General features: G+C 34.0%; 17 protein-coding genes. 8 read left to right on the top strand and 9 right to left on the bottom strand.

The window, feature by feature from the left end:
- Positions 1-3: 3 nt before the first annotated feature.
- The 3 genes from PMI10_RS06505 (at position 4) to PMI10_RS06495 (ending at position 5,165) form a co-directional block, all read left to right on the top strand.
- A complete protein-coding gene (locus tag PMI10_RS06505; protein ID WP_007805870.1) occupies positions 4-1,731 on the top strand; it encodes a hypothetical protein in 1,728 nt (575 codons plus the stop codon).
- A gap of 19 nt (positions 1,732-1,750) precedes the next feature.
- Positions 1,751-3,043, top strand: a complete 1,293-nt coding sequence (locus tag PMI10_RS06500; RefSeq protein WP_007805868.1) for a glycoside hydrolase 5 family protein — start codon at positions 1,751-1,753, stop codon at positions 3,041-3,043.
- Between the two features lie 139 nt (positions 3,044-3,182).
- A complete protein-coding gene (locus PMI10_RS06495; RefSeq protein WP_007805866.1) occupies positions 3,183-5,165 on the top strand; it encodes a glycoside hydrolase family 97 protein in 1,983 nt (660 codons plus the stop codon).
- Positions 5,166-5,251: 86 nt separating this feature from the next.
- Here PMI10_RS06495 and PMI10_RS06490 read toward each other — a convergent pair whose 3' ends face one another.
- From PMI10_RS06490 to PMI10_RS06480, 3 genes are all read right to left on the bottom strand, one after another.
- On the bottom strand, positions 5,252-6,220 hold the full coding sequence (locus tag PMI10_RS06490) for a quinone oxidoreductase family protein (RefSeq protein ID WP_007805864.1): 969 nt from the start codon (positions 6,218-6,220) through the stop codon (positions 5,252-5,254).
- Positions 6,221-6,318: 98 nt separating this feature from the next.
- Entirely contained in the window at positions 6,319-6,888 is a 570-nt protein-coding gene (locus tag PMI10_RS06485) for a Crp/Fnr family transcriptional regulator (RefSeq protein WP_007805862.1), read from the bottom strand.
- A gap of 16 nt (positions 6,889-6,904) precedes the next feature.
- Positions 6,905-7,861 carry an aldo/keto reductase gene (locus PMI10_RS06480; protein ID WP_007805860.1) on the bottom strand — a complete coding sequence of 319 codons (957 nt, stop codon included), beginning with the start codon at positions 7,859-7,861 and terminating at the stop codon, positions 6,905-6,907.
- 104 nt (positions 7,862-7,965) lie between these two features.
- Between PMI10_RS06480 and PMI10_RS06475 the strand changes: the two genes are divergently transcribed.
- The gene (locus PMI10_RS06475; RefSeq protein WP_007805858.1) at positions 7,966-8,196 is read left to right on the top strand and encodes a DUF433 domain-containing protein; all 231 of its coding nucleotides are present in this window, start codon (positions 7,966-7,968) and stop codon (positions 8,194-8,196) included.
- A complete protein-coding gene (locus PMI10_RS06470; protein WP_007805857.1) occupies positions 8,196-8,414 on the top strand; it encodes a DUF5615 family PIN-like protein in 219 nt (72 codons plus the stop codon). The genes PMI10_RS06475 and PMI10_RS06470 overlap by 1 nt, the downstream gene beginning before the upstream one ends.
- Positions 8,415-8,649: 235 nt before the next feature.
- Here the strand turns inward: PMI10_RS06470 and bglX are convergent, their stop codons facing one another.
- The 3 genes from bglX to PMI10_RS06455 all read right to left on the bottom strand — a co-directional run bounded on the left by bglX (position 8,650) and on the right by PMI10_RS06455 (position 13,536).
- Positions 8,650-10,944 (bottom strand): beta-glucosidase BglX, encoded by a 2,295-nt coding sequence (gene bglX / locus PMI10_RS06465; protein WP_007805855.1) that lies wholly within the window; start codon positions 10,942-10,944, stop codon positions 8,650-8,652.
- Between the two features lie 128 nt (positions 10,945-11,072).
- Positions 11,073-12,452 (bottom strand): sialate O-acetylesterase, encoded by a 1,380-nt coding sequence (locus PMI10_RS06460; protein WP_007805854.1) that lies wholly within the window; start codon positions 12,450-12,452, stop codon positions 11,073-11,075.
- Positions 12,442-13,536 (bottom strand): SGNH/GDSL hydrolase family protein, encoded by a 1,095-nt coding sequence (locus tag PMI10_RS06455; RefSeq protein WP_035631497.1) that lies wholly within the window; start codon positions 13,534-13,536, stop codon positions 12,442-12,444. The genes PMI10_RS06460 and PMI10_RS06455 overlap by 11 nt, the downstream gene beginning before the upstream one ends.
- A gap of 205 nt (positions 13,537-13,741) precedes the next feature.
- On the opposite strand from PMI10_RS06455, the gene PMI10_RS06450 reads away from it, so the two are divergent.
- Complete coding sequence (locus PMI10_RS06450; protein WP_007805850.1) at positions 13,742-14,248, top strand: C40 family peptidase; 507 nt, start codon at positions 13,742-13,744, stop codon at positions 14,246-14,248.
- Between the two features lie 4 nt (positions 14,249-14,252).
- Here the strand turns inward: PMI10_RS06450 and PMI10_RS06445 are convergent, their stop codons facing one another.
- On the bottom strand, positions 14,253-15,836 hold the full coding sequence (locus tag PMI10_RS06445; RefSeq protein ID WP_007805849.1) for a L,D-transpeptidase family protein: 1,584 nt from the start codon (positions 15,834-15,836) through the stop codon (positions 14,253-14,255).
- Between the two features lie 165 nt (positions 15,837-16,001).
- Complete coding sequence (locus PMI10_RS06440) at positions 16,002-16,415, bottom strand: DUF1573 domain-containing protein (protein WP_007805847.1); 414 nt, start codon at positions 16,413-16,415, stop codon at positions 16,002-16,004.
- Positions 16,416-16,581: 166 nt separating this feature from the next.
- Here PMI10_RS06440 and PMI10_RS06435 point away from each other — a divergent pair, with 166 nt between their 5' ends.
- Positions 16,582-17,844 carry a sensor histidine kinase gene (locus PMI10_RS06435; RefSeq protein ID WP_007805845.1) on the top strand — a complete coding sequence of 421 codons (1,263 nt, stop codon included), beginning with the start codon at positions 16,582-16,584 and terminating at the stop codon, positions 17,842-17,844.
- On the top strand, positions 17,841-18,533 hold the full coding sequence (locus PMI10_RS06430) for a response regulator transcription factor (protein WP_007805843.1): 693 nt from the start codon (positions 17,841-17,843) through the stop codon (positions 18,531-18,533). The genes PMI10_RS06435 and PMI10_RS06430 overlap by 4 nt, the downstream gene beginning before the upstream one ends.
- Here the strand turns inward: PMI10_RS06430 and PMI10_RS06425 are convergent.
- Positions 18,528-20,774: a B12-binding domain-containing radical SAM protein gene (locus PMI10_RS06425; protein WP_007805841.1), complete on the bottom strand. Its 2,247-nt coding sequence runs from the start codon at positions 20,772-20,774 to the stop codon at positions 18,528-18,530. The genes PMI10_RS06430 and PMI10_RS06425 overlap by 6 nt on opposite strands.
- Between the last annotated feature and the right edge of the window lie 51 nt (positions 20,775-20,825).

The raw sequence follows: 20,825 nt of genomic DNA, 5'->3' as shown, positions 1-20,825 counted from the left end.
AAGATGAAAAAAATAATCCTTATAACAGTTAGTATTCTTTTATTACAACTCTCATCTTGCTCCAAACAAGATGACAATTCTTCTGATCCAACACCAACACCTGAAGACCCTGTAATAAAACCACAAACGGATCCTTTGGTATCAAATACAATTGGTTTTTTTCTGGATAATTGGACATCCAAAAGCTTAACATCTCCAACCAATTATACTGTTGCTGCAGTTCCTGAGGTAACAACTTCTACTGTTACTGTTGATTATGCCAATGTAATTACTAAAATCCCCAGCTCCATTTACGGAAACAATGCCAATTTATGGTCCGGAAAAATGATTACCAATACAACTCTGGTAAATGACATAACCAATCTGAAACCCAATATCATTAGATTTCCAGGGGGAAGCATTAGTGATGTTTATTTTTGGAATGCGTTAAATGCTCCTTCAACTGCTCCTTCGAAATTAATAAAAGCCGATGGAACTGAAGTAGAATCCGGCTATTGGTTTGGTAAAAATGATGGTGACTGGACGATTTCATTAGATAATTATTACCAGCTTTTACAATCGACCAACAGTAAAGGAATTATTACTGTAAATTATGGTTATGCCAGATACGGAACTGGTGCAAATCCGGTTGAAGATGCTGCAAAACTAGCAGCAGACTGGGTAACTTATGATAACGGAAGAACTCAATATTGGGAAATTGGTAATGAGGTTTTTGCTGATTGGGAAGCAAGTTACAGAATCAATACTGCAAACAATAAAGATGGCCAGCCAGAACTTTTAAACGGAAAATTATATGCAGAACATTTTAAAATAATAGCAGCCGCCATGCGTGCAGCTGCAGCTGCAGTTGGAAACACAAACATCAAAATTGGGGCTGTAATGGTCGAAAATACTCCTGCCAGCTATGTACCTGATTGTTATAAAACATGGAATAATAAATTACTTACCAACATCAATGGTAATGCCGATTATTATGTGATTCATAATTATTACACCAACTATAATACAAATGCACCTGCAGCAGAAATTTTAGAAACCCCTAAAAAAGTAACTGCCGAAATGATGACTTTTTGTAAAAGTGAATTAACTGCAACAAGCAATGACATCAAACCTTTTGCATTAGATGAATGGAATATCTTCTCGACCGGAAGCAAACAGCAGGTTTCACATATAAACGGAATGCACGCAGTTTTGATTTTAGGAGAAGTTCTAAAAAACAAAATTGGTCTTGCAGCACGTTGGGATTTAGCAAATGCCTGGGATAACGGAAATGATCATGGAACCTTTAGTAACGGAGACGAACCTAATATTCCAAAAGGCACACCCCGCCCTGCTTTCTATCATATGTATTATTTTCAGAAATATATGGGAGACCGTTTGATCGAAGCCAATAAAGATGCCAACGGAAATTACGAAGTATATGCCTCCTCATTTTCTGATGGAAAAGTAGGTCTGGCATTTGTAAACAAAGCAACAACTTCAATTAACATAAAAGTAAAACTTAACAACTTCCTTACCGGAAAAAGAATGTTTTGGTACACTATAGTTGGTGATACTGATAATGGTGAATTTTCAAGAAAAGTAATTATAAACGGAACAGGTCCAAGTTTAGTAGCAGGAGGACCAACTAATTACGCCTCTTTAAAACCATTTTCAGCAGAAACAACAAAAGGGACAAATATAACACTGCCAGCCCGTTCTTCTGTTTTTGTTGTTATTGAAAAAAAATAAATTATCAATTTATAAAACCATGAAAAATTCTATTTCAAAATTAATTCTGTTTGTCTTTTGCTTAGCGAATTTAAATAGCCAGGCACAACAACAGCTTCCAAGAATCACCGTAAAAGGAACGCAATTTTATAAAGGTGATAAACCATATTCATACATTGGAACAAATTATTGGTATGGAAGTTTACTGGCTTCAAAAAAAATTGGGGATCGTAAAAGATTACTTCGCGAACTTGATTTAATGAAAAAAAATGGTATCGACAACTTACGTATCCTCGTTGGTGCTGATGGTGGAAAATATGATTTTACAGTTCGTCCGGCACTGCAATATGAGCAGGGAAAATATGATGAAGATTTACTTGATGGTCTGGATTTCTTAATTAATGAAATGAACAAACGCAAAATGTACGCAGTTTTGTATTTGACGAACAACTGGGAATGGTCAGGCGGAATGTCACAGTATTTGGAATGGAATGGCAAAGGGCCAATTCCTGTTCCGGCAATCGCCCCAAATACATGGCCACAATTTATGTCGTATACAGAACAATTTCATAGTTGTGAACCTTGTATGGAAGCTTTGAATAACCATGTGAAGTTTATTATTGGCAGAACAAACTCTTATTCTAAAAAGAAGTACACAGAAGACAACACCATAATGGCTTGGCAGGTTGGAAATGAACCAAGACTTTTTACTGTAGAAAATGAAGCAAAATTTACAGCCTGGCTAAATAATATTGTGAATTTAATTGATAGCTTAGATAAAAATCATTTGATTTCTACAGGTTCAGAAGGATTAAACAGCTCAAATGACAGCATGGAAATTTTTGAGAGAACACATCAAAATCCGAATATCGATTATTTAACAATGCACATCTGGCCAAAAAACTGGAATTGGTTTAAGGCAGATAATGCTGAAAAAACTTTACCGACAACCTTAGAAAATGCTGGGATTTATATCGACAAGCATGTAAAAGTCGCAAATAATTTAAAACGTCCAATTATCATTGAAGAATTTGGTTTACCAAGAGAGAACGAGAGTTTATTAAATAGTTCATCTGTTGCAAACAGAGATGTATTTTACAATTATATTTTTAGCAGGGTTGCTGAAAGTGTAGCTAATAAAGGTCCATTACAGGCAGCGAATTTTTGGGGATTTGGCGGTGAAGGAAAACCGGTAAACGAAACAGGAAAATGGAATCCCGGAGATCCTTTAACAACTGATCCTCCGCAGGAACCACAAGGACTAAATTCGGTTTTTTCATCTGATAAATCGACTTTAAAAATTGTAAAAAAATACAACTGTAAACTGAAATAAATCTTAATTAAAAAAACATTTAACGATATATAAGTTATGAAAGTTTCATTTGAGAGGACTGCTTAAATAAATTTATAAAATACGCTTTTATAATTCATATGATTAATTAAATTTGCCGTTATACCCAAATAACCTAATAATGAAAAAAAGAATATTCTTTATTTTAACACTGCTTTTTTTTAATGCCACATTTTCACAGGAAGCCCAGGACTTTGTTGTAACATCTCCTAACGGAAAAATTAAGGTCAGCATTCTGGTCGGCGAAAAAATAACATGGTCTGTTCTGCATGAAAAAAATCAAATTCTGGCACCTTCCTCTATTTCAATGACTTTGGATCAAAATGAAGTTTTAGGAAAAAATGTTTTGGTTTTGAATTCAAAAAGAGAAAAAGTAAACACTACGTTTGAATCTCCTTTTTACAAAAAAAGTACAATAAAGAATCAGTACAATCTCCTCCTTTTAAATTTTAAAAATGGATTCAGCATTGAATATCGTGTTTTTGATGATGGTGCTGCCTATCGGTTCATAACACAAAAGAAAAAAGACATTACGGTTAAATCAGAAGAAGTTAGTTTAAATTTCGATCAGGATTATGGTACTTTAATGCCGTATGTACGTGATTTAAGAAATCCGAAAGATCCTCATATTTTTGCTTTTGAAGCGCATTATGAGAACAAAAAAATGAGTGAATTTGCAAAAGACACGCTGGCCTTTCTACCATTTTTAATTGATTATAAAAACAATAAAAAAGCAGTTTTTCTGGAGGCAAATCTGGAAGATTACCCAGGATTATTTGTAACGAATAATAGCTCAAAATCAGGTTTTGAATCTCGTTTTTCCAAATATCCATTGCAGGAAAAAAACGGAGGTTTCAATAATATCAATCTACTTATTACTGAAAGAGCTGATTATTTAGTCAAAACAAAAGGAAAGCGAAATTTTCCTTGGAGAATTATTGTTATTTCTGAAAATGACAAAGACTTAGCCAATAACGATATGGTTCAGAAATTATCCGAGCCAACAAAAATCAAAGATATCAGCTGGATCAAACCCGGAAAAGTAGCGTGGGATTGGTGGAACGACTGGAACATTTATAATGTTGATTTTAAAGCCGGAATTAACACTGAAACTTACAAATACTACATTGATTTTGCCTCAAAAAACAAAGTTGAATATGTGGTTTTGGATGAAGGCTGGAGCCTTGAAGATGACATAATGAAACATAGCCCGAATGTAGATTTGGAAGCTTTAATTGCTTACGGAAAAGAACGAAATGTGGGGATTATTTTATGGAGTTCCTGGATGGCTTTGACAAAAAACACTGAAGGTATTTTAAAGAATTATGCTAATTTAGGAGTCAAAGGTTTCAAAGTTGATTTCATAGATCGTGATGATGCCAAAATGGTAAATTCGGTTTATGATATTGCTCAAAAAGCAGCTGACAATCACTTGCTAATAGATTTTCATGGCATGTACAAACCAACCGGAATTCAGCGTACTTTTCCGAATATTCTGAATTTTGAAGGCGTAAAAGGATTAGAAAACAATAAATGGACACCTAATGATGATGTTCCGACATATGATTGCTCGATTCCGTTTATCAGAATGATGGCCGGTCCAATGGATTATACGCCTGGCGCAATGCGAAATGCAACAAAAAGCGAATTCAAACCAAGTAATGCTAATCCGGTAAGTCAAGGAACAAGATGTCATCAATTGGCACTTTATACTATTTTTGAAGCTCCTTTACAAATGATGGCTGATAGTCCTACGGCTTACATGAAAGAACAGGAAAGCACTGATTTTATTGCAAAAATACCAACCACTTTTGATGAAACGATTGCTTTAGATGGTGAAGTTGGAAAATTTGTAGTAATGGCCCGAAGAAAAGCAAACACATGGTATTTAGGAGCAATCACAAATTGGGGTTCCAGAGAGGTAACTATTGATTTCTCATTCCTTGAAAAAGGCAAAAAATACGAAGCTGAAATTTTCTCTGACGGAATAAATGCTGATAAAGCTGCAACAGATTATAAAAAAGAAATTATAACCGTAGATTCAACTACAAAACTAAAATATCACTTAGCAAGCGGCGGTGGATTAGCTGCTATCATCAAATAAAAAATTAAACACAACACGCGTAGAGACGCACAGCAGTGCGTCTCTACGCGTGTTGTGTATAAAGACGCACTGCTGTGCGTCTCTACTTAAATTGTAATTATCAATCTCTTACCATCAGGAATATTCATATCCCAGGCTTTTTCGATATCTTTTATATCAATCGAAACGGTTTCTATAACTAACTTTTTAGAAGCTGCCAACTCAAACATTTCCGGTAAAATATCAGTTACCAGCTTTTTCATTTCATCTTTAGTCCAGCTTCCTAAACCTGAACCGGATAACTGAAGATCAACGCTTCGTAAAATTTCAGATGATAACTGAATCGAATCTCCCGCCAATGAGCCTACAGAAACAAATCTGGTTTTATGCGTAAATGAACCTTCACCTTTTAATGCCTTTAGAATTAATTCGGCAGAATGTCCCCATAAATAATCAATTATAATATCAATTGGCGTATTAGTATGAATCTGCTTGATCTGTGCTTTAAAATCATCATCCGGCTGCGTAAGAATTACGTATTCATCTGCGCCTAAATCCAACAATGATTTTAAAGTCTGCTCATTTCTGCCGGTAACAATTATTCTTGCTGCCCCATAATGTTTTGCAAGCTGAATGGCTATTTTTCCTGTAACTCCGGTTGCCCCGTTTATTAAAACAGTTTCTCCTTTTTGGATATTGGCCCTAAAACGCAAAGCCATTGCTGATCCTGCAACTGCATTTGGCAATGCTGAAGCTGTACAATCATCAAGGTCTTCCGGAACTTTTACAATTTTGTTTTTATCTACAATTGCTTTTTCGGCAATCATTCCCGTTACACCTAAGGCATAAACTCTGGTGCCGTCTTCGAGCATTCCTACTCCGTCGCCGCCTGCAACTTTTGCTATTTCTTTAGCATCTGCTGAGTAATGCTTTCCGCTTGCTATGTTTTTATCTAAATTTTTAACTGCCGATGCTTTAACCGAAATTAAAAGATGGTTCTCATTTTCGATAATTGGGTCCGGAAAATCAGTGTATTGTGGTAATTCACCCTTTTTATAAATTACTGCTGCTTTCATAATGTTTAAATTTTAAGTAGTGTTTAAATTTTATGAAGCAAAATTAGTGCGCAGTAAATAGCTGGACGATAACATTTGTTATCAAATACAAATCGGATTTATTTGCGTAATTTATTTTTTATCCGACTTAAATGAACTGAAGTAATTCCTAAATAAGAAGCGATGTAATGCTGCGGAATACGTTTAATAATCAGTGGGTTTTCTTTTAGAATGTTTTGATAACGCTGTTCCGGAGAATCTTTTATAAAAGAAACAAATTGTTTTATATAATCGAAAGTACGCTCGAAAATAAGGTCAATAATTTTGTCCCTTAATTCCGGAATCTCAAGTAAATCGTTAAGAATACTGTCAACATTTTTTTTATCAATGTACCATAAAATGCTTGGCTCAATGGTTTCGATCGAAATGGGACTTGGGATTTTCTTTCTAAAACTTTCAATAGAAGCAACCATTCCACCTTCTAAAAAGAATTGCAGGGTTAAATCTTTTCCGTCTTTATTAAACGAGCATCTAATACAGCCTTTTTCAATAATAAAGATCCTTTCAGAAATTTCTCCTTCATTTAAAAGAACTGTTTTTGCAGAAACCTCAAGTTTATGAAAACAGTTTATATAACTCTCCCATTTATGGTCTTCAATCGGGAACTTGTTTTTAAGATGATCAAACATGGAAGAGTTTATAAAATTATTTTAGAATTGATTCGATTGCATTTAATTCGTCAGAAGAAAAATCAAGACCTTGCAAACAATCAATATTATTATTTAATTGACGTACAGAACTCGCACCAATTAAAACCGAAGTAATTCGTTTGTCCTTTTGCAGCCAGGCCAAAGCCATTTGTGCCAAAGACTGATTTCTGTTTTGAGCAACTTCATTTAATTGAATTAATTTTTGAATACGTTCTGCTGTAACTTCATCTTCTTTTAAATGCCCGTTTGGATTATGTGCCCTGGAATTTTCCGGGATTCCGTTTAAATATTTGTCTGTTAAAAGTCCTTGTGCCAAAGGTGAAAAGGCAATACAGCCTACTCCTTTTTCTTCTAAAACGTCCAGTAAATCATCTTCTACCCAGCGTACCAACATCGAATATTTAGCCTGGTGAATTAAACAAGGCGTTCCTAATTGTTTTAAAACATCAACTGCAACTCTGGTTTGCTCTGCCGAATAATTACTGATTCCAACATACAATGCTTTTCCACATCTTACTGCATGATCCAAAGCCATCATCGTTTCTTCGATTGGAGTTTCGGGATCCGGACGATGCGAATAAAAGATATCAACATAATCAACTTTCATCCGTTTCAGACTCTGGTCCAAACTAGATAATAAATACTTTCTGGATCCCCAATCCCCATAAGGTCCATCCCACATAGTATAACCTGCTTTGGTAGAAATAATAATTTCATCACGTAAATTTCCCTGAAAATTATGCCATAATATTTTTCCGAAATTAGTTTCCGCAGAACCCGGAACAGGCCCGTAGTTATTGGCCAGATCAAAATGAGTAATACCTTTATCAAAAGCTTCAACCGCTATACTTTCGGCATTTTCAAAATTATCTACCGATCCGAAATTATGCCATAATCCTAAAGAAATTTCAGGCAATAATAACCCGCTTTTTCCACATCTGTTATATTTCATTGTTTTGGTTTAATAGTTAAAGATTTTAAAGATAAAAACAATCCCAAATATTTTAAACCCAAATTAGTACTTTATTTTTGTAAATTTGTTTAAATAATAAAATTATGGATAATAACTGGCAAAACTTAATTTCTATAAATCCTGATATAAGATTTGGAAAACCTGTTATTACAGGAACAAGAATCTGTGTTTCTGATATTCTCTCATGGCTGTCTACAGGAATGTCTTTTGAAGATATTATTGAAGATTTTCCGGAATTAAAAAAAGAGGATATTCTTGCATCACTTGCATTTGCTGCAAACAGAGAAAACATAACAAAAATAATAGCAGCATAATGAAATTACTTCTGGATGCAAATATTTCCTGGAGAATTATCAAACTTGTTGAAAATGATTTTTCAGGCTGTTTTCATTCTAAAGATATTGAAATAAATCAACCTGCAAAAGATATTGAAATTTGGGAATTTGCAAAACAAAACCAACTTACAATATTGACTCACGATGATGATTTCGAAAAATTACTACTTTTGAAAGGAGCTCCTCGAAAGTTATAATTTTAAAAACTTTTAATAAAAACACGAAACAGATTGCTGAACTTCTGGTTTCGAAAAAAGAAATCATAGAATCTTTTTCAACTAATGAATTAATGATTTTAGAGATTTATTAATTACTTCAATTCAAATTAGTAAAATATACTTTAGCTAATAAAAAAAAATCACGCAGATTTGCAGATTGGGGGATCTGCTAAATCCGCGTGAAAAAAATATTTCCAAGTTATTTTTTTTTAATCTATTTCAATTCGAAACCGCTCGTCAAACCAGCATCAGAGCTTCCTCCAACCATAATTTTAAAAGTTCCCGGTTCTACTAAATAATTTCCTTCATTATCATAAAAACCTAATTCTTTTTCGGTTAAAGTAAAAGATATTGTTTTCGTTTCTCCTTTTTTCAAATTAACTAATTCAAAACCTTTTAATTCTTTAATCGGGCGAATAATACTTGCAAACTCATCATGAATATATAATTGCACTACTTCTTTTCCGTCATAATTTCCTGAATTTGTAACTTCAACGGAAACTTTAACAGTTTCTCCTTTTGCGAAATCAGTTTTGTTTAATTTCAGGTTTTTATAATCGAATTTAGTATAACTCAAACCAAATCCAAACGGAAACTGAGGTGTTTTCTCAACATCCGTATAATGTGTCCAAAACACATTTTTATCAGTATTTACAGGTCTTCCGGTATTATATTTATTGTAATAAATTGGCACCTGACCTACGTTTCTCGGGAAAGACATTGGCAATTTTCCACTCGGATTATAATCTCCATACAATACTTGCGCAACAGCATTTCCGTTTTGGGTTCCTAAATGCCATGCTTCAACAATTGCAGGAACATTTTCTGCTGCCCACGGAATACTCAACGGACGTCCGTTGTTTAAAACCAAAACAACATTTGGATTCACTTTATAAATTTCTTCAAGCAATTCCTGCTGTAAACCGGGCAAATTAAGATCGGTCCTGCTTCTGCCCTCACCGCTTTGAAAACCATGTTCTCCTAAAACCATTACCACTACATCAGCATTTTTTGCTGCAGTTTTAGCTGCTTCAAATCCACTTTTGTCAGTTGTATTAAAAACAACCTCATCCAAAAAAGAAACTTTTCCAACCGTCAGGTCAGCACCTTTTTCAAAAGTCAGCTTATTGTCTTTATATTGCTGCATTCCTTCTAAAACCGAAACCGCCGTATTGTCATCAGCCGCAATTCTCCAGCTTCCCAACGGGCTGGTTTTATCATTTGCCAGTGCGCCTATCAAAGCAATTTTTTGTCCGGATTTCTTTAGCGGAAGCAAATTTTTATCATTCTTTAAAAGCACGATTGATTTTTTCGCCATGTCAAGGACACCATCATTATTGGCTTTACTTCCAATAGTTTCTTTTTCGCGTTTCTCGTCACAATATCTGTATGGGTCATCAAATAAACCTAATTCAAATTTCACGCGTAAAATTCTGCGAACAGCATCATCAACCATCGCCTCTTTTACTTTTCCTTCTTTTACTAAACCAACTAATTTGGCAACATACAAATACGATTCCATATCCATATCAGAACCTGCAACTACAGCTTTTAAAGCTGCATCTTCTTCGTCTTTTGCATAACCGTGAGCAATCATTTCACGAATCGAAGCATAATCTGAAATTACAAAACCGTCAAACTTCCATTTTCCTTTCAGGATATCTCTTTGTAAAAATGCATTTCCGGTTGCAGGAACACCATTCAGTGTATTAAATGAATTCATAAACGTACGAATTCCTGCATCTACAGCCGCTTTAAACGGAGGCAAAACCGAATTATATAATTTAGAATTACTAATATCAACAATGTTATATTCTAATCCGGCTTCAACATATCCATATGCCGCAAAGTGTTTCGCACATGCTGCAATCGTATTTATTTTCGTCAAATCAGCAATTGTTTCTCCCTGAAAACCTTTCACTCTTGCCGTTGCAATTTTACTTCCTAAATACGGATCTTCTCCGGCACCTTCCATAACACGCCCCCAACGAGCATCATTGGCAACATCTACATTTGGGCCAAAAGTCCAGTTAATTCCGGATGCCGAAGCTTCATCAGCCGCAATAGCTGCCGATTTTTTAATCGCTTCCAAATCCCAGCTTGCCGATTCTGCCAATGGAATTGGACTCAATGTTTTATAACCGTGAATTACGTCAAAACCAATAATCAGCGGAATTCCCAAACGCGTTTCTTCAACTGCAATTTTCTGTACGGCACGAACTTCTTTCACACCGCGAACTGTCAGCATACTCCCTACCCATCCTTTTCGCAAATGTTCATATTTCAATTCTGCACTTCCTCCTTTTGGTGCTGGTCCGGTAACATCCCAAAAACCATTATATTGATTCATTTGACCTGCCTTTTCTTCCAAAGTCATTAATGGTAAAAGCAAATCAATGCGTTGTTCTATCGTTTTATTTTTATCCAGATATGGCTTTTTCTGTGCGTTCATATTTCCAACAGTAAAGAGGGTAAAAACCCCAATAGTTAATATTTTTTTATTCCTCATGGTTAGTTAGTTTATTATTTTGAGCGTGTTGTTTGCCCAAAAAAGGCAAACGAGAACTTTTTGATTTTTTTTAGACAAGAATATGCAAAATCTCAAATCAAAAATCGTTAATCAAAAATCTTAACTACCTATTCCGTAATAAAACACGAAGCAGGCAAATTGACTTTATTAAACAAATCAGATTGTATTGTATTTCCCCATGCAAAACGAACTTTTGCCGGAACGTTTACTTTCTTACTCGTCAAAATCACCTGATTATTTTTAATCGAGGCTTCGGCTGTGTAAAAAACGCCATCGGCTCCGGCTACTTCAAATTGATTGGATGTTTTATTTTTAAAATGCAAACCTTCAGCAGAATCAAAAGAAACAATTGCTTTGTTTTTTTCCGCTTTAAAATCTTTAAAAACCGGACCGTTTACTAAACCTGAATTGGTTTTATACGTATTTGCCAAAGCTAAATTCGCCAAACGAATTCCAACCGATTTTTTATCTTTTGGATGAATATCTATTGTATCAGAAACATCGCTGATTACAACCATTCCGGTATTCGAAACTTCTTTAAGTAATTTTCTTTGGGAATCTCTCAGAGTAACATTCGAGAAATTATTGGTGCCAGTTTTATAAGGTGCAATTTGTACATAATAAAAAGGGAAATCATCCTGCCATGCTTTTCTCCAGGAAGTTATCAAAGCCGACAATGTTTTGTCGTAAACTGTAGATCCCACATTCGATTCACCCTGATACCAAAGCGTTCCTGCAATTTTAAATCCAACAAAAGGATAAATCATTGCATTATAAGCACGTCCCGGTTGTCTCGGTCCGTATTCCTGTTCGTTTAATTTTTTAGCGTTTTCTAATAAAAGAGGATCGTTCTGAATCACTTCTTCCGGCATCCAGATTTCCGCCGGAGTTCCACCCCAATTGGAAGAAATCAATCCGATTGGAACATTTTTTAAATCTTCTCTTAAACGTTTCGCGAAAAAGTATCCGACAGCACTAAAATATTTCATGGTTTCCGGAGTCGATTCTGTCCAGTTTCCTAATAAATTGTTTTGTGGAGTTGTAGCTGTCAATTTTGGAACCGTAAAAAATCGAATATTCGGATTTGCAGCATTTTTTGCTTCTTCTTCTCCATTATCAATTCCCCAGCTTACCGACATTTCCATATTCGATTGTCCGGAACAAACCCAGACTTCACCAATCAGAATGTTCTTCAAAACTACTTCGTTATATCCTTTTATAGAAATCGTGAATGGTCCGCCTGCTTCGGGAGTTTTTATTTTAAGTTCCCATTGTGCCTGATTGTTGGCCGTAACTTTATATTCCTGATTATTCCAGCTGGAAACCAGTTTAATTTCTTCTTTTGGACTCGCCCAGCCCCAGATTTTAACTTCGGAATTACGCTGTAAAACCATATTATCACCAAAAATATTGGGTAGCGAAACGTTTGCCATCATAGTACTGGAAATCAACAGAAAGAAAGCAAACTTAAATATATTATTTTTCATTTAGCAGCTTTTTTAAAAATGGACCATATTCATCAGCCATAACCTTATGATCGGCAAGATTTGGATGCCAGCTACAGCCTTTCGGAGTCATTGGTTTAAACTTAAATATCACAATTGGTTTATGTGTTTTATCGTCTTTAAAAGCATCTTTAACTTTATTCAGACATTCTTCAAAAACAATTCCTTTCTCACCGCCAACCATTGGACTGTTCGTAATTACTATCTGTACATTTGGATTATGACTGTATAGCATTTTGATGAAATTAATGTAGTTCGAAACATATTTTTCAGGATTAAAAGGCAGGCGTTCTTTTTTCCCGTCTCCACCGGAAAAATCATTGGTTCCTAAAGCAATACTGATAATATCGGGCTGAAAAGCAAAATCATATTTAGGTTTTGAAGCATCTTTTGTTAAATACAAATTCCCATATAAATCCGGCATAATACCTTCGTCTTTATTTTCGTCATTCCAGTTACGGTACATTCCAATTCCGGAAACAGAACTCATTAAATAATCAACATCAATTTCTCTGGAAAGTGTCGGACCATAAGCAAAATACCCGTTATGGTGATCAAAATATTCGCCCTGATCACAAGGAACATCGGAATCATCACTTGCAGCACCGCATGTAATAGAGTCTCCTATAAATTCGATTTTCTTTTTCTTTTTTGAAGAAATCGAAGTTAGTTTTGCAGTAGTTCCGGCAAATAAAACGTTACCGCTTTGTGCTTCTGTAGTTTTATAAATCGTGAGATTATGATGTTTTTTATCGCAAGTAATCTTTACTGGAAAAGATTGGGCAGCCCCTTTTTCAATTCTCAATTTTCCAATATACTTTCCGTCCAAAACTAAAGAAACATAATTATGATGTTCCCAGGAATCAATGCTTTGAAGAGAAATTGAACATTTATCTCCTGTAAAATTGAACGAAACCGAAGAAGCCGTTCCAATTAGGACAACATTATTATCCTGGAGTTTGTCAACCCGGCCCTCATAAAGAAATGTATTGGTTTTATTTTGTGAAGTCGAAACAATCGAAATCAATAAAAACAAAATTAAAAGTGGTATTTTTTTGAGAAACATAATTTATTTGTTAAAATATAAACACGATTGACAAATATACCCCAAATGAATTATCAAAAAAGATACTAAAATATCAAAATGCAATAAAAAAACACCAAAAGCAATTCTGCCCATTTATCCATTTCCGGCATTCATTAGCAACCTTTTACTTTGATTTCCAAAACTTAGCCCTACCTTTGAATTTATACACTTCAGTACTTATTAAATGAAACTACCCATCTATATATTATTTGCCGCATCCGTTCTATTCTCTTCATTTTCAAAAAAAGACAATCTAACAGTAATCAATAAAATTCAAAAAAACCAAACTGCAATTGACAGGGATTCCATTATTATGTATGCCAAAAAATATTTGGGCACTCCTTATTTATATGCGGGAAATAGTCCTCAAAGGGGGTTTGACTGTTCAGGCTTTGTCAATTATGTATTTAATAATTTTGATATAAACTTGCCGCGAAGTTCTAATGGCTATAAAAATATAGGAACTGCATTAGCCCCTGAAGATTTTAAAGTTGGGGATATTTTAGTTTTTTACGGTTATAAAGACAGAACAATCGTAGGCCATGTTGGAATTGTTTGTGAGGCAAACGGCATGCAGTCAAAGTTTATACATGCCTCTTCCGGAAAAGCGAATAAGGTAACTATTAGCGAACTGAATTCAGAACATTACACTAAACGTTTTTATAAGTGTATTGATGTATTATCTAAATAAATAGTTATTCTTCAGTCAATAATTTTATCAAACTTTCATCTCTTTGATAAACGTCTTTATAAAAATTCAATTGTCCTTTTCTGTCTACCCAGGCAGTAAAATAACCAATATAAACAGGAACTTTCTTTTTTAAGGTATACCAGCTTTCTTTACCGGCATGCATTGCTTTATCAATTCGGGCCGGATTCCATTTAGGATCGTTTTTTAAAAGTTCAATTGCCAATTCCCTGGGTTTTGCCACACGCACACAACCATGGCTAAAAGCTCTGTTTTCTCTTTCAAATAAACTTTTTGACGGTGTATCGTGTAAATAAATGTTATTTGAATTTGGAAATAAAAATTTTACCAAACCAAGTGAATTATTTATTCCCGGTAATTGTCGAACCACACCATTATTCCATTCTAAATGTTTTTCAGCTAAATAGTTCTTGTTTTTAGCCATTCCGGGTTTGATCTCTTTGTTGATAATACTTTGAGGAACATTCCAATACGGACTAAAAACAATATTATTCATCATACCGCTAAAAATAACGGTTTTGGTCATGGCTTTTCCTACTACAACTGGCGACACAAAAACAATTTCATGATTTCGAATTAAATATAATCTGAATTCAGGAATATTAACCTCGATAAATTCTTCCCCTTTCTCTAATTCAGGATCAATCCATCTGCAACGCTCCATATTTGCAATAATGGTTTTGATTCTATCTGAAACAGGAATATTCATTTCGTCAATATGCTCTTTTAAAATTATATTTTTAGGCGTATATCCATGATGTAATTCGTAGTCTTTCATAGCCGAAATTAAAACCGAATCACAAACGGCACTTTTACTGTTTTCTTTAAGTTCTCCTGTAATAGAAAGTCTTTCTCTAATTTGAGCTATTGTTATAGCCGAATCTCCTAATTTTAGGTTTTTAAAATCATCACTGACTTCAATAGTTTTCCAGCCTCCTTTTTTCTCTATTTCTCTGTATTGTTTCAACGCTTCACGCAGTTTATAATACTGGCTGAACATTTTACTTTTATTATCGTCATTAATAGTAGAATGTTTAAAAATGGAATCTGAAAGTACCTGATAATTTACTTTTTTTCGGGGTAAAAGCCATTCTAAGGATGTTGATGTTTTTTCATCGAAACCACTAAATACTTTTTCAGCATAATAGAAATATAAATTGGTTATCATCAAATCCGTATCTATTTTCGATAATTTGTTTTCTGAAGTGCGCTCGAAAATTGAATTAATTTTTTCGTTGTATGGAAAATTAGCTTTTAAGCCCTCATCACCCAAACCTTTATATTTATTGAATAAAGTATTTCCAAACTCTACTACACCTTTATTATCTAACCATAATTGAGCAGAGTTCTTTTTCTTATATAAAGACAAAACATCTTCCTGAAATTTAACCAGTTTAGGATACGCCTGATAAAACTTAGAAATATCAGTACTATCAATCGGAATCTTCAGTTCAGGTAATTCTGCCTTTGCTTTATTTATTTGGTTTCCTTTTTTATTATTTGATTTGGAGTTGCATGAAACAGCTGTAAAAAGAATTATTATTGCCGCAAGCGGATACAAAATTTTCATATTGATATTTTTAATAAAAATAGAAAAGTTTTCATGAAAAGAGTCCTTTTATAAAAAAATAAACACTCATTTTAACAACAATATTATCAACAAAAATAAAGTATAAAAAAACTCCAAATACATCACATATTTGGAGTTTTTCCCCTTTATAATCAACTTTTTATTTTAAATTACCGTTCCTTTTAAAGTCAGGATTTTTGGTGTTGTTTCTGCACTTGTTGTTACTGTTACTGTTTTTGTAAAACCACCTTTATTAGCTGCATTATAAGTAGCGGTTACTTTAGCCGATTTACCGGGTAAAATTGGTTCTTTAGTATAATCTGTTGCTGTACATCCACAAGATCCCTGAACATTTGTAATCACAACTGTTGCTTTTCCTGTATTTTTAAATTCATACACAATTGCTTTTGGAGTTCCCTGTGGAATTTCACCAACATCAATTGACTCAGTTTTCCATACAATTACAGAAGCCGTAGTTTCTGTTTTTATGTTAGAAACTAATGATTGTACTGGTGCTATTGCTGAAAAAGACATTAGACCCAAAACTAAAGCTAACATCGAAATTTTAATAATTTTCATGGTTTATCTATTTAAATGGTTTATAGTTAAATTTTATATTTCAAAACTACCTTAGAAAAAATCAATTCGCTGTTAAGCGGTCTCAAATGTTTGTTAACGACTTGTTAATGGGTATTTTTAAGTATAAATTTGATTAATATTACATTTTAATAAATTTTATTTTTCCTTGAAAATAAACAAACTCAATAGCATTATCCTTTTAGGTTTAGCGGCCATCATCAGCATATTGGTTGTACAATTGCTATGGACAAAAGAGGCTTTTACTTTAGAACAAAAAAAGTTAAGCCAGAAGACACATATTGCTTTACTGGAAGTCGCCAAAAAATTATATGAAGGCACAAATCATGAATTACCATCCCAAAATCCGGTTCAGAAAATTGCCAACGATTATTATATTGTAAATATCGATAACGATTTTGAAGCCGATATTTTAGAGTTTTATTTGAAATCAGAATTCAAAAAAATGAATATCACCACTGATTTTGAATATGCCATGTACAATTGCCAAAGCGATGAAATGGTTTACGGAAACTACATTTCATTATCTGAAAAAGGAAAAGGAAAGCAAACTGTTTACTTCCCTAAACATAAAAACCTGGTTTATTATTTTGCGGTTCGTTTCCCTAATGAAACCACTTATTTATTCAGTTCGATGCGTTTTTGGTTTATACTTTCCATAGCATTAATTCTTATTTTATTGATTTATGTTTATTCGATTTTTACGCTTTTACAACAAAAAAAATATTCCGAATTACAGCGTGATTTCATCAATAATATGACACATGAATTTAAAACGCCATTGTCTTCGATTTTAATTGCTTCGAAATATTTAATTGAACAGAATCCAATCAAAGAAGATAAAAAACTACATACTTATACTGATATTATTATCAATCAGAGCAATAAACTGAATAATCATATCGAGAAAATTTTGAACATTGCCAAATCTGATTATACTCCTTTAGAGTTAAAAACGGAATCGATTTTGATAGTACCGGTTATAGAAGAAACGATTATTAATATTCAATTAAAATACCCGGAAGCCAATATTAAAATTGAAACGGATACTGATAATTATAAAATTGAAACGGACGTTTTTCATTTTACCAATTTAGTTTACAATTTGTTAGATAATGCAGTAAAATATTGTACTGAAAAACCTGAAATTCTCATTCGGATTTCGAAAGAAAACCAATCCTTAAAATTAGAATTCATTGATAATGGAATTGGAATTCCGTCTAAAAAAATCTCTTATATTTTTGATAAGTTTTACCGGATTCAAAATGAAAAAAGTAATGAAGTTACTGGTTTTGGGCTCGGTCTATATTACGTAAAAGAGATTTGCAACTTACAAAACTGGAAAATTAACGCCATCAATAATTTAGAAAAAGGTAGTACTATAACACTGTCAATTCCATATAGAAAATGAAAAATTTTAAAATTCTTTATACCGAAGATGATGAAACATTAGCCTTTTTGACCAAAGATAATCTGGAACAAAATAACTATGATGTAACACATTGTCCTGACGGAAATTCAGGCTTTGAAAGTTTCAAAAAAGAAGATTTTGATATTTGCATTCTCGATATTATGATGCCAAAAATGGACGGGTTTGAATTGGCAGCAGAAATTAGAAAAATCAATACCGATATTCCAATCATTTTCCTTTCGGCAAAAACACTAAAGGAAGACCGCATAAAAGGACTGCGTTTGGGTGCAGATGATTATCTCGTAAAACCTTTTAGTATTGAAGAATTAATTCTTAAAATCGAAATATTCCTGAAGCGTTCGCAAAAAAATAATGCAGTCAAAAAATCATTTTACGAAATCGGAAAATATCAGTTTGATATTAAAAACTTTATTCTTTTTAATGAAACAGAAAAAATTAGTCTCACACAACGTGAGGCCGAACTTCTGAAATTATTTCTCGATAATAAAAATTCTGTTTTAAAAAGAGAGCAGATTTTAACCTCGCTTTGGGGAACTGATGATTATTTTATGGGTAGGAGCCTGGATGTTTTTATTTCGCGTTTGCGTAAAATTTTGATAAACGAAAAAGGAATTTCTATTGAAAACCTTCACGGAATTGGTTTTCGATTTGCTATTGAAGCTTTATAAAACCAACAAACCAAATTCACGTAACGTATTGATTGGTTTTGAATACCAAAACAATTCGAAATCCTCATAGTTCGTTTCAAAATCAGTTTTTACTTCCTGAAAAGTATAATTTTTGCTGTTTGAAACTGTGATTTTTTTCAAGATCTCCACAAGCCATTCCCCTTCATTTTTATTGGTCTGAATCGTGAAACTTTCTTTTTTATCGTGAAAAGTCAGGGTCAGCATTTCCCAAGTCTGGCCTTTTTTAGATTTGGTGAAATGATCAACGGCTGGCTTTCCTCCTAACCAAACCACTTTTGCATTTGGTTTTGTATTGAAATCATTTCCTTCTTCCAGTGCATTAAAAATAAAATCGGGATCTATTTTCGTTTTCGGAATTTTAAAATCGAACCAATCCTGCAATTCGTAATCGAAACAGATTCCGTGCATAAAATTGAAGAGTGATTTCTTTAATCCAAAACTGAATTTATCGTGATTAATTCCGGTAGAATCGGTATAATCGATATCATTATTGGCAAAAGTTCCGATAGTTTCTGTAACTTTAGTTACGCCAAATTTCTCCGGATACAATCCAACAGGACTATGCGCCGTCATAGCAAATTGATGCCAAAAACCGGATTGCAAAATTCCCGCCTCAAACAACTGACGCACCATTTCAAGGCTGTCAATAGTTTCCTGAACCGTTTGTGTTGGATATCCGTACATCAAATACGCGTGAACCATAATTCCGGCTTCTGTAAAATTTCGGGTTACTTTTGCCACTTGTTCTACGGTTACACCTTTATCAATTAATTTTAACAATCGGTCTGAAGCTACTTCCAATCCACCGGAAACAGCAATACAGCCTGAAGCTTTTAGCAATAAACATAAATCTGCAGAGAAGCTTTTCTCAAAACGAATGTTTGTCCACCAGGTTACTGCTAATTTTCTGCGTAAAATTTCGAGAGCCAAAGCACGCATCAAAGCAGGCGGCGCAGCTTCATCAACAAAATGAAAACCATTCTGACCTGTTTGCTGCATCATGTCTTCCATTCGGTCGCACAATAAATTGGCGGCTACAGGTTCGTAAACTTTAATATAATCTAACGAAATATCGCAAAATGTACATTTTCCCCAATAACAGCCATGCGCCATGGTGAGTTTATTCCAGCGTCCGTCGCTCCACATTCGGTGCATCGGATTTACGATTTCGATAACCGAAATGTATTTATCCAAAGGCAGATCTGAATAATCCGGCGTTCCGACAAATACTTGTTTATAATCGTGTTTCAGCGAATTGTTTTTGTAAACGACTTCTCCGTTTTCTAATAAAAAAGTTCTTTTATAATACTTCTCGCCCCTCGACTCCGCTCGGGATGACAAGTTTTCAACAAGTTCCTCAATTGGAACTTCACCATCATCTAAAGTGATAAAATCGAAGAACTCAAAAACACGTGCATCAGAAAGAGACCGTAATTCGGTATTTGGAAAACCTCCCCCCATAGAAATCTTAATTTCAGGATGATTTTGTTTTACCCATTGCGCACATCTGAAAGCGCTGTATAAATTTCCCGGAAAGGGAACAGAAATTAAAAAGAAAGTCGGTTTTACAGCCTCGATTTTAGCTTTCAAAAGAGAAATTAAAATCGAATCAATATAAGTTGGTTGTTGCTGTAAAGCTTCATATAATTCATCAAAAGAATTTGCGCTTCGGCCTAAACGCTCTGCATATCGGCTAAAGCCAAAATTTTCATCGACACATTCCACAATATAATCTGAAATATCTTCTAGATATAAAGTCGCCAAATGTTTCGCTTTGTCCTGTGTTCCCATGGTTCCGAAAGCCCAATCGAGTTCTTCTAACTGTGCAAAACGAGAAGCTTCGGGCAGAAAATCTTCCTGACAAATCTGTAAAGCCAACGTTGGATTTTTTCCCTGCAAAAACTGAATTACGGCATCAATGGTTTTGATATACTCATCCTGCAAAGCAAAAATACGTTTAGAATTATCTGAAATTGTATTTCCAGCAACTTCAAACTTGTAACCTGACCCGAGGCTGGAAGCCGAATTGGCGGAGCAAACCTGAAACAAATCAATTAATCCTTTCTTTGAAAACAATTCCAAAATCACATCAATACCCAAATCTGCCTGAACGGATTCGATGTTTTTAGTATTCAAAAACCCTTTTATATACGCTGTTGCCGGATACGGAGTATTCAGTTGGGTAAAAGGTGGTGTGATAATGAAAAGCTTTGTGTTCAAAAGGAATTATTTTCTGCAAAAATACGGGATATTTATTTTGTTTTTATGAAA

Source organism: Flavobacterium sp. CF136, from assembly GCF_000282055.1.
In the GTDB taxonomy this organism is placed as follows: domain Bacteria; phylum Bacteroidota; class Bacteroidia; order Flavobacteriales; family Flavobacteriaceae; genus Flavobacterium.
This window is presented reverse-complemented; position numbering and strand designations above follow the sequence as displayed.